This is a genomic window from Pantoea sp. USMM079 (genome assembly GCF_037153115.1).
GTDB classification, from domain to species: Bacteria; Pseudomonadota; Gammaproteobacteria; order Enterobacterales; family Enterobacteriaceae; genus Pantoea; species Pantoea communis.
The window spans coordinates 1-10,432 of record NZ_JBBCKX010000044.1; the positions used below are offsets into that span (position 1 = coordinate 1).

13 protein-coding genes are annotated in these 10,432 nt (G+C 53.5%); 4 read left to right on the plus strand and 9 right to left on the minus strand.

The window, feature by feature from the left end; all coding sequences use genetic code 11:
- Positions 1 to 138: 138 nt before the first annotated feature.
- The 5 genes from sspB to zapE all read right to left on the minus strand — a co-directional run bounded on the left by sspB (position 139) and on the right by zapE (position 3,798).
- A complete protein-coding gene (gene sspB / locus WFP70_RS26180; RefSeq protein WP_034826642.1) occupies positions 139 to 621 on the minus strand; it encodes a ClpXP protease specificity-enhancing factor in 483 nt (160 codons plus the stop codon).
- 3 nt (positions 622 to 624) lie between these two features.
- Entirely contained in the window at positions 625 to 1,266 is a 642-nt protein-coding gene (gene sspA, locus WFP70_RS26185) for a stringent starvation protein SspA (RefSeq protein ID WP_034826645.1), read from the minus strand.
- A gap of 328 nt (positions 1,267 to 1,594) precedes the next feature.
- The gene (gene rpsI / locus WFP70_RS26190; RefSeq protein ID WP_034826648.1) at positions 1,595 to 1,987 is read right to left on the minus strand and encodes a 30S ribosomal protein S9; all 393 of its coding nucleotides are present in this window, start codon (positions 1,985 to 1,987) and stop codon (positions 1,595 to 1,597) included.
- 15 nt (positions 1,988 to 2,002) lie between these two features.
- A complete protein-coding gene (gene rplM / locus WFP70_RS26195) occupies positions 2,003 to 2,431 on the minus strand; it encodes a 50S ribosomal protein L13 (RefSeq protein WP_038649517.1) in 429 nt (142 codons plus the stop codon).
- Between the two features lie 239 nt (positions 2,432 to 2,670).
- A complete protein-coding gene (gene zapE, locus WFP70_RS26200) occupies positions 2,671 to 3,798 on the minus strand; it encodes a cell division protein ZapE (RefSeq protein WP_160868474.1) in 1,128 nt (375 codons plus the stop codon).
- A 184-nt stretch (positions 3,799 to 3,982) separates the two neighbouring features.
- On the opposite strand from zapE, the gene zapG reads away from it, so the two are divergent.
- The 3 genes from zapG (at position 3,983) to degS (ending at position 7,035) form a co-directional block, all read left to right on the plus strand.
- Entirely contained in the window at positions 3,983 to 4,387 is a 405-nt protein-coding gene (gene zapG, locus WFP70_RS26205; RefSeq protein ID WP_034826655.1) for a Z-ring associated protein ZapG, read from the plus strand.
- A gap of 111 nt (positions 4,388 to 4,498) precedes the next feature.
- Positions 4,499 to 5,869 carry a serine endoprotease DegQ gene (degQ, locus tag WFP70_RS26210; protein ID WP_337024878.1) on the plus strand — a complete coding sequence of 457 codons (1,371 nt, stop codon included), beginning with the start codon at positions 4,499 to 4,501 and terminating at the stop codon, positions 5,867 to 5,869.
- Between the two features lie 86 nt (positions 5,870 to 5,955).
- Entirely contained in the window at positions 5,956 to 7,035 is a 1,080-nt protein-coding gene (gene degS / locus WFP70_RS26215) for an outer membrane-stress sensor serine endopeptidase DegS (RefSeq protein ID WP_034826661.1), read from the plus strand.
- Between the two features lie 69 nt (positions 7,036 to 7,104).
- Here the strand turns inward: degS and epmA are convergent, their stop codons facing one another.
- From epmA to efp, 4 genes are all read right to left on the minus strand, one after another.
- A complete protein-coding gene (epmA, locus tag WFP70_RS26220) occupies positions 7,105 to 8,082 on the minus strand; it encodes an elongation factor P--(R)-beta-lysine ligase (protein ID WP_058961869.1) in 978 nt (325 codons plus the stop codon).
- A 159-nt stretch (positions 8,083 to 8,241) separates the two neighbouring features.
- The gene (locus WFP70_RS26225) at positions 8,242 to 8,376 is read right to left on the minus strand and encodes an entericidin A/B family lipoprotein (RefSeq protein ID WP_038649531.1); all 135 of its coding nucleotides are present in this window, start codon (positions 8,374 to 8,376) and stop codon (positions 8,242 to 8,244) included.
- Between the two features lie 104 nt (positions 8,377 to 8,480).
- Positions 8,481 to 8,615, minus strand: coding sequence for an entericidin A/B family lipoprotein (locus tag WFP70_RS26230; RefSeq protein ID WP_034826667.1), 135 nt, complete (start codon positions 8,613 to 8,615; stop codon positions 8,481 to 8,483).
- Positions 8,616 to 8,670: 55 nt separating this feature from the next.
- A complete protein-coding gene (gene efp, locus WFP70_RS26235; protein ID WP_034826669.1) occupies positions 8,671 to 9,237 on the minus strand; it encodes an elongation factor P in 567 nt (188 codons plus the stop codon).
- A gap of 41 nt (positions 9,238 to 9,278) precedes the next feature.
- On the opposite strand from efp, the gene epmB reads away from it, so the two are divergent.
- Positions 9,279 to 10,307 (plus strand): EF-P beta-lysylation protein EpmB, encoded by a 1,029-nt coding sequence (gene epmB, locus WFP70_RS26240; RefSeq protein ID WP_337024879.1) that lies wholly within the window; start codon positions 9,279 to 9,281, stop codon positions 10,305 to 10,307.
- Positions 10,308 to 10,432 lie beyond the last annotated feature (125 nt).

Consider the following 10,432-nt stretch of genomic DNA (forward strand, 5'->3'; position numbering starts at 1 on the left):
TATCAAGGGCCTGACTGAGCTGCATAAAAAAATCCGGAAACGAAGCGTTTCCGGATTCTTACACAGCCACTGGATCGTTCAACTGATCCTTAACTGATCGGCATTAGGCCAATTGGCCCGTTTTTTATTGCATGCGATTTACTTCACCACGCGCAATGAAGGACGTCCACCACGCGGTGGCGGTTCATCATCAGGCGAGTGATCGTTATCAGCCGCATCGTCGGGACGATCGCCATCAATCACTGACATCATCGTCTCTTCCTGGCCTTCCTGTTCGTTGGTTTCCAGCTCGTAAGCCGGTTCCGGTTCGAACATGGTGCCAGCACCGTTTTCACGTGCGTAGATGGCCAGCACAGCGGCCATGGGCACAGAAACCTGGCGCGGCACGCCGCCGAAGCGCGCATTGAAACGCACTTCGTCATTGGCGAGGTCGAGGTTACCGACAGCGCGCGGCGCAATGTTCAGAACGATCTGGCCATCACGCGCATACTCCAGCGGCACCTGCACACCAGGCAGATTGATATCGACCACCAAATGCGGCGTCAACTGGTTATCGAGCAGCCAGTCATAAAACGCACGCAGCAGATACGGACGACGAGCCGTTAGTTGCGACATTTCCATACATTAGCCCCGGGCTTGCAGGCGCATTTCACGTTCCGCTTCCGTTAATGAAGCGAGGAAAGAGTCACGTTCAAATACGCGCGTCATGTAGCCTTTCAGCTCTTTAGAACCGGCACCCACCAGCTCAACGCCCATCTGCGGCAAACGCCACAGCAGCGGTGCCAGATAGCAGTCGACCAGGCTGAACTCTTCGCTCATGAAGAACGGCGTGCGCGAGAACAATGGCGCAATCGCCAGCAATTCTTCACGCAGTTGTTTGCGCGCGGCATCAGCTTCAGCGTTGTTACCGGTTTCGATTGCACGCATCAGGGTGTACCAGTCCTGCTCGATGCGATGCATCATCAGGCGGCTTTCACCACGGGCAACCGGGTAAACAGGCATCAGCGGTGGATGCGGGAAACGCTCATCCAGGTATTCCATGATGATGCGTGATTCATACAACGTCAGTTCACGGTCGACCAGCGTTGGTACAGTGCGATACGGGTTGAGGTCAATCAGATCCTGCGGCAGGTTATCCGTTTCAACCTGCTCGATCTCCACGCTGACGCCCTTTTCAGCCAGTACAATACGTACTTGATGGCTAAAAATGTCAGTCGGACCGGAAAACAGCGTCATTACCGAACGTTTGTTGGCAGCGACAGCCATGAAAACCTCCAAGTTTGTTCACAAAAAGATACTGCGAATAGCCAACCACGCGGCGACTCACCTGCTCATCAGATTCGCACACAGCCAACGTCAGCGGCGCTCTCCCGTCGTCCCGACAGAAATAACACGCACAACGCTCCGGCTTGCGGGCGCAAAGTGTCAGTGAGTTTACCAGATTTTAAGCAGCTTGTGGGGCGGGGATGATGAATTGCGGGCAAAATGCGGGTAAAGCTCGCGTTTTTAGCGTGAAAAATCGTGAACGGTGACAATAAAAAACCCGCCGAGGCGGGTTTTTTTGAGCAAATTGTGTCTGCCGAAGCAGCAACAATTAACGCTTAGAGAACTGCGGACGACGACGTGCTTTACGCAGGCCGACTTTCTTACGTTCAACTTCACGTGCGTCACGGGTAACGAAGCCCGCTTTACGCAGTTCAGGACGCAGAGACTCGTCGTATTCCATCAGAGCGCGTGTGATACCGTGACGGATCGCACCAGCCTGACCAGAAATACCACCACCTTTAACGGTGATGTACAGGTCAAATTTACCAACCATATCAACCAGCTCCAGCGGCTGACGCACGACCATGCGTGCAGTCTCGCGACCGAAGTATTGCTCCAGTGAGCGCTGGTTAATGACGATGTTACCGCTACCCGGCTTGATGAAGACGCGAGCGGCAGAGCTTTTGCGGCGACCAGTGCCGTAGTTTTGAGTTTCAGCCATTGCCTATAATCCCGATTAAATGTCAAGAACTTGCGGTTGCTGCGCCGCGTGAGTGTGCTCGTTGCCTGCGTAAACTTTCAGTTTACGGTACATAGCACGACCCAGTGGGCCTTTCGGCAGCATGCCTTTAACCGCGATTTCAATCACACGCTCAGGACGGCGCTCGATCATCTCTGCAAAGGTCGCTTGCTTGATACCACCGATGTGGCCAGTGTGGTGATAGTAAATCTTGTCATTACGCTTGTTGCCGGTTACAGCAACTTTCTCAGCGTTCAGAACGATGATGTAATCACCGGTATCAACGTGCGGAGTGTATTCCGCTTTGTGCTTACCACGCAGACGGCGCGCCAGTTCAGTCGCCAGGCGACCCAAGGTTTTGCCCGTTGCGTCAACAACATACCAGTCACGCTGTACGGTTTCTGGTTTAGCTGTAAAAGTTTTCATTGAAAAGCTTACCCAAATAAAAAGTTACACGTTGGTGAAATCCCAAACGCTAAGTAAACGATTGAGGCTCACACGACCATTTTGCCCAGCAAGCCACCCCTTCAAGTGAGTTACCGGATCACATCGAGTTCTTGGGAAAGAAAACCGATGCTGTAACGTGGGGTCGCAAGATTATAGAGAAGTCGAACTCAAAGATCGAACCTTTTTGCATCGAAATCCTGCGATTTTTGCCCACGTCATCAGGGCAGATGCGGCAGACGCAAATACTCTTCGCTTTGCATCTCCTGCAAACGCGACAAGCAGCGTTGATACTCAAACTTCAGGCGCGTGCCCTGATAAATTTCAAACAGTGAGGTTTCGGCCGCCACCACCAGTTTCACGTGGCGCTCGTAGAATTCATCGACCAGCGCCAGGAAGCGGCGTGCCTGATCTTCGGTCTTGTAAATCATCACCGGCACATCATACAGCAATACGCTGTGGAAGCGGCGTGATAGCTCGATGTAGTCATGCTGACTACGCCCTTCGCCACACAGCGCGAGGAAATCAATCGCCAGCACGCCTTCATGAACGCCCAGCGTTGGCATCTGACGGTGGTTAATTTCCAGCACCGGCGCATCTTCACGCGGCTTGCCGGACAAGGCGCGGAACATGCGCTCCATTTCAGCATGCGTGGCATCGTTAAGCGGGAAATTCCACAGATGCGCGGATGTCAGTGTACGCAAGCGGTAGTCGATGCCCGCATCCACGTTCATCACATCACAATGACGTTTGATCTGCTCAATTGCGGGCAGAAAACGCGGGCGCTGCAGGCCATTGCGATAGAGATCGTCAGGCGGAATATTGGACGTCGCCACCAGCGCAATGCCGCGATCGAACAGTGCTTCCATCAGCGTGCCCAACAGCATGGCATCGGTAATATCGGACACAAAGAATTCGTCGAAGCAGAGAATATCGGTTTCTGCTTTAAAGCGGTCGGCCACAATCAGCAGCGGATCGCTATGGCCCTGTAACTGCGTCAGTTCTTCATGGACGCGCAGCATAAAGCGATGAAAATGCAGGCGGAGTTTGCGATCGCCAGGAATAGACTGAAAAAATAAATCCATCACCCAGGTTTTACCGCGACCCACGCCGCCCCACATATACAGCCCGCGCACCGGCGCTTCGTTGCTGCTTTTCTCTTTGGACATCAGCTTCGACAGGCGGCCAAACAGCCCTTTCGCCACAGGTTCCTGCGCGGGCTTGCGGGCGATCAATCCTTGCTGGATAGCATCTAAGCGGGTAATGGCTTCACGTTGTACATCATCCGGACGAAATTCGCCCTGAGATAGCGCCTGCTCATAGCGGGCAAGCGGAGATGAGGTTTGCATGGTTCTCTCAGAATCCCTGAAAAAGTCCGATTCACGGGTCGGTTGGCGAAAATTAGGCCGCACTACACTAAGCGATGCAGCCCGAGAGTTCCACTTCCATAAGATTATTGGGTATAGTGACTGCTATTGAAGTGGAAACAGAAGCAATGCCCTACGAAGCAACGGAAATTACACGGGAGTCATTATGACCTGGGAATACGGGCTGATTGGTTTAGTGATTGGCATTATTGTCGGCGCAGTTGTCATGCGTTTTGGCAACAAGAAGCTGCGTGAGCAGCGAAGCATGCAGTACGAACTGGAAAAATCGAAGGCTGAGCTGGCAGATTATCGCGAAGAGCTCACCAACCACTTTGCGCGCAGCGCAGAATTGCTGGACAACATGGCACATGACTACCGCCAGCTGTATCAGCATATGGCGAAGGGTTCGAATGACCTGCTGCCAAATCTGCCGGGCGAAAAAAATCCGTTTGCTTATCAGTTAACGGAAGCCGAAGCGGACAACGATCAGGCACCGGTGCAAATGCCGCGTGATTACTCTGATGGCGCATCGGGTTTGCTGCGTGGTAGCGACCGCACTCCGCGTAAATAATCCTTTTGGGGCACAGCTTAGCTGTGCCCTTTTTGTTTTTCGAACACTTACGCCAAACTACTGTCACACTTTCTATCCCCTTTCTTCTTTCGCAGCGAGAGCGTTGTAGCAATGAAAAAACAAGCACGACTGTTAAGCGCATTAGCCTTGAGTATTGGGATGAGTCTGGCGGCAACGCCTGGCGCAATGGCGACGCTGCCCGCACAGGTGCAGGGACAAGCACTGCCGAGTCTGGCACCCATGCTGGAAAAAGTTCTGCCCGCGGTCGTTAGCGTGCATGTTGAAGGCACCGACAGCGGCCAGCAGGCACAGGATATTCCTGAACCGCTGAAGCGCTTCTTTGGCCAGGCACCGGGACAATCTCAGCCGCAACCGTTTGAGGGCCTTGGTTCAGGTGTCATCATTGATGCGGCTAAAGGTTACATTCTCACCAACAATCACGTGGTCAACGGTGCCGATAAAATCAGCGTCCAGCTCAGCGATGGCAATGAATATGATGCCAAGCTGATTGGCCATGATGAGCAAACCGATATCGCGCTGATCCAGGTTGAAGGCGCTAAAAATCTGACGCAGGTGAAAATCGCCGACTCCGACTCCCTGAAAGTGGGCGATTTTGCTGTGGCTATCGGTAACCCCTTCGGTCTTGGCCAAACGGCCACCTCCGGCATTATTTCGGCGTTGGGCCGCAGCGGGTTGAACCTTGAAGGACTGGAAAACTTCATCCAGACCGATGCGGCGATTAACCGGGGGAACTCCGGCGGTGCGCTGGTGAACCTGAATGGCGAGTTGATTGGTATCAACACCGCGATTCTGGCCTCCAGCGGCGGCAACATTGGTATCGGCTTCGCGATTCCCAGCAATATGGCGATGAACCTCGCGCAGCAGTTGATTCAGTCTGGTGAAGTGAAACGCGGTCAGTTGGGCATCAAAGGCACCGAAATGACGCCTGACATCGCCAAAGCCTTTAACGTCGATGCACAGCGCGGTGCCTTTGTTTCTGAAGTGCTGCCGAACTCCGCTGCGCAAAAAGCGGGCATTAAAGCCGGCGATATCATCACCTCAATCAATGACAAAGCCATCACCAGCTTTGCCGAATTGCGCGTGAAAGTGGGCACCACCTCGCCGGGCCAGCAGGTGAAAATTGGTCTATTGCGTGAAGGTAAGCCTGTGACGGTGACGGTGACGCTGGAACAGAGCGCACAAACCACCGCCAGCGCCCAGCTGATGTCACCGGCGTTACAAGGTGCAACGCTGAGTGATGGCGCAGCCAAGAGCGGCGATAAAGGCGTGAAAGTGGATACCATTGAAAAAGGCACGCCAGCTGAGCAGGCAGGTTTGCAGAAAGATGATGTGATTGTCGGTGTGAACCGCGATCGCGTGACCTCGCTGGCTGAAATGCGTAAAGCGCTGGAAAGTAAACCCGCGATCCTGGCACTGAACGTGGTGCGTGGCGACGAGAGCATTTACTTACTTATGCGATAATCCTCGCAACAGGCGGACAAGCAGGTGTTTGTCCGCCTTTCTCATGTTATTCTGCCCAGCGATCCCACCTTTCCTGAAATAACACCATGTTTCTTAAACTTTTGCGTTCTGTGGTGATGGGCCTGATCGTAGCGGGTTTGCTGCTGGTAGCGATCCCTGCGCTGCGTATGAGCAGCAACGTCACCTTTGATCATGACAACAGTGATGATGAATCCCCCGTGAGCTTCAATCAGGGGGTGCGCCGCGCTGTGCCTGCGGTGGTCAACGTCTACAACCGCAGTGCCCATGGCAACAATAATCGCGGTATCACCACGCTGGGTTCTGGCGTGATCATGAACGTGAAAGGCTACATTCTCACGAACAAGCATGTCATTAATAACGCCGACCAGATCATTGTGGCGTTGCAGGATGGTCGTTTCTTTGAAGCCACCTTAGTGGGTTCAGATGCGATGACCGATTTAGCGGTGCTGAAGATCAGCGCCACTAACCTGCCGGTGATTCCGATTAACGCTAACCGTATCGCACATATCGGCGATGTGGTGATGGCGATTGGTAACCCCTACAACCTCGGGCAGACCGTCACTCAGGGCATTATCAGTGCCACCGGGCGCGTGGGCTTGAGCTCATCGGGTCGTCAAAATTTCCTGCAGACCGATGCATCCATCAATCAGGGCAACTCAGGCGGTGCGCTGATTAACTCGCTCGGCGAACTAATGGGCATTAACACCCTGACATTTGATAAAAGCAATGATGGCGAAACGCCGGAAGGGATTGGCTTTGCGATTCCAACCGCGTTAGCCACCAAGATCATGGATAAATTGATTCGTGACGGTCGGGTCATTCGTGGCTATATCGGCATCACCGGCCGTGAGCTGCCGCCGCTACACGGTCAGGGCAGCAGTCTGGATCGTGCACAGGGTATTATCGTCAGTGAGGTTACGCCAGGCGGGCCAGCCGATCGGGCAGGCATTCAAGCCAATGATGTGCTTTTACAGGTGAACGGCAAACCGGCGCTGTCGGCGCAGGAAACCATGGATCAGGTCGCCGAAATTCGTCCGGGATCGGTGATTCAGGTGCAGGTTCTGCGTAACGAACAAAAGATGATGCTGCCAGTCACTATTCAGGAGTTCCCCGAAGCGCCAGCCGCACCCACCACGCAGCAGTAACCCTTAAATGAACAACGGCGCAATACATGCGCCGTTGTTGTCTGAAACACCCTGCCTGAGCAAGAATGATTAGCTGCGATCCACCGGGAAGGCAATCACGTCGCTTAATGCATTAGCTTTCAACGCCAGCATAATCAAACGATCCACACCCAACGCCACACCTGAACATGCAGGCATGCCATGTGCCAGCGCATCCAGCAGGTTGGTATCAATCGGGTGCTGCGGTAAACCACGCGCTGCACGGCGACGATTATCCTGCTCAAAGCGCTGACGCTGTTCGCGGCTATCGGTCAATTCGCGGAAGCCGTTAGCCAGCTCCACGCCTTTGTAATACACCTCGAAACGCTCCGCGACGCGATGATCCTCAGTGCTGATTTCGGCCAATGCCGCCTGACTGGCCGGGAAGTGATACACGAAGCACGGTTTCTCGTTACCAATCTTCGGCTCAACACCCAGCATAAACAGCAGCTGCAACAAGGTATCGCGGTCTTCTTCACGATTCGCCAGTTCACCCTCACCCAACTTCGTCGCGGCTTCACGCAGCTGCGTTTTATCCGCTGACAAAGGATCAAGTTCCAGATGGCGAATAAATGCCTGCTGATACGATAAAGATTCGGCGCTATCGCACTCCAGCACCTGCTGCATCAGATCGTCGACTTCATTCATCAGGCGATACATATCGTAGTGAGGACGATACCACTCCAGCATGGTGAACTCAGGATTATGGTGGCGCCCTGCTTCTTCGTTACGGAAGCAACGTCCCATCTGATAGATTGGGCCACTGCCCGCCGCCAGCAGACGCTTCATATGATATTCCGGGCTGGTCATCAGCCACAGATCGCGCCCTTCCGCTGCACCTGGACCCACAAAGCGCGTCTGGAACGGCACCAGATGGATATCCGTGATGGTCGCCTGGCTCATCGCCGGGGTATCGACCTCCAGCACGCCGCGATCGGCAAAGAAACGACGAATCTCCGCCAAAATAGCGGCGCGTTTCAACAAATTGGCAATGGGTGCGCTCGGCTGCCAGCTTGCCGTTTCGCTCATGTTGGTGACTCCTTATACAGATAAGGGGGAGAAGTCTACCCGTATTGGCTACGGCAAACAACGGCGTGACGGGATCGAAGGCGTTAGCGGTGCTTTTTCAGACAAAGAAAGAGGGAATCAGGGAATCCGGTACGAAATCGGGTTTCGCACCGGTTTGGATCACTGTGCGCTGCGCTGAATCGCTTTGCCACCGGCCTGAACGTCCTCGCCAACACCACGGGTGGTGTTGCAGGCGGTCAACACAGAGGAAAGCACCAGAACAGAAAGAATCGCGACAATACTTTTCTTTAACATAGCCATATCCTTGTTGGTTGCAGTAAAAGTACAGCCATTCAAGCATAGACCTTATACAAAACCTTGCTGGCTAAGCCGCTGAAAAAAGGCGGCGCCCTCGCAATTTATTTATCAGCTGCGCGTGAAATGGCACCGCCCAAATGGGAGACGTCTTCACCAAAGCCGTGGAAAGTGTTGCAGGCACTTAAAGCAGAAGAGACCAGCAACGCAAAAACAGCCAATTTCGCCATCTTTTTCATTATTCTGAACTCATAGAGAAAAAAGGCGCATCGAGTGATGCGCCTGATTTGGCAATTATTTTACGCGAGAAACGTATTCGCCAGAGCGGGTGTCAACTTTGACCACTTCGCCAATCTGGACGAACAGTGGAACTTTGATCACTGCGCCAGTAGACAGGGTCGCTGGCTTGCCGCCGGTACCGGCAGTATCACCTTTCAGACCTGGATCTGTTTCGATGACTTCTGCTTCGATGAAGTTCGGTGGCTGAACAGCGATCGCTTTATCGTTCCACAGGGTAACGATACAATCCGCATTGTCCTGCAACCATTTGGTCACGTCGTCCAGCACTTTAGATTCGATCTGATACTGCTCGAAAGACTCTGGGTGCATGAAGTAGTAGAAGTCGCCGTCGTTGTAAGAGTACTGCAGCGTCATATCACGAACGTCTGCGCCTTCGGCAGAGTCGGTAGATTTGAAGGTCTTCTCAACGCGAGAACCGGTCAGCAGACGACGCATTTTAACGCGTGCAAATGCCTGGCCTTTACCCGGTTTAACGAACTCACTGGCTTCGATGGCATATGGCTCGCCTTCGAACATGATTTTAAGACCGGGACGGAAATCGTTGCTAAGATAAGTCGCCATAAAGGCCCTCTGTAAATATTGAACTGGTAATAGCCAAAAAAATGGCAAACATTGTAACCCTAAATCCCCCCATCAGAGAAGATTGGTTGCAGCAACTTGCTGATGTTGTCACCGATCCTACTGAATTACTGCGACTTTTATCTCTCGAACAGCATGCGGATTTGGCCGCAGGCAACGATGCGCGCAAGCTTTTTGCGCTGCGCGTGCCGCGTGCCTTCATTCAACGCATGACGCCGGGCAATGCGCACGACCCCCTTTTGCTGCAGGTATTAACCAGCCGTCAGGAATTTGTCGATGCGCCAGGTTACAGCAATGACCCGCTGGATGAGCAAAGTAGCGTGGTGCCCGGTTTACTGCATAAGTACAGAAACCGCGCATTGCTGCTGGTGAAGGGCGGCTGTGCGGTTAACTGCCGCTACTGCTTCCGTCGCCATTTCCCCTATCAGGATAATCAGGGCAATAAGCGTAACTGGCAGGCGGCGATCGATTACATCGCTGAGCATCCAGAACTGGATGAGATTATCTTCTCGGGTGGTGATCCGCTGATGGCTAAAGACCATGAGCTGGCGTGGCTGGTCGGCGCGCTGGAGAAAATCCCCCATCTGAGGCGTCTGCGCATTCATAGCCGCCTCCCGGTGGTAATCCCGGCACGCATTACCGAAGGGTTATGCCAGATTCTGGCCGAGACACGCCTGCAAGTGCTGATGGTGAGCCACATCAACCACGCGCAAGAAATTGATGATGAGCTGCGCTACGGCATGCAGATGCTGAAACGCGCGGGTGTCACCTTGCTTAATCAGAGCGTGCTGTTGCGCGGTATCAATGATGATGCACAAGCGCTGGCCAACCTGAGCAACGCGCTGTTTGATGCCGGTATTCTGCCCTATTACCTGCACGTGCTGGATAAAGTACAGGGCGCGGCGCATTTCTTTGTGTCGGATGAAGAAGCCCGTGCGCTAGTACGCCAGTTGTTAACCATGGTATCGGGTTATATGGTGCCGAAACTGGCGCGCGAGATTGGTGGTGAGCCAAGTAAAACGCCGCTGGATTTGCAGTTACGCCAGGAATAAAAAAAGCCGCATCAGCGTAATGCTTGTCAGTTAAGATCTTAATGGAGGCCGCAACGGATAACGTTGTGGCCTCTTTTTTACCGCCCTTGGGTAATGCCGCACTCTTCTTTCCGGCAGCACCAGCC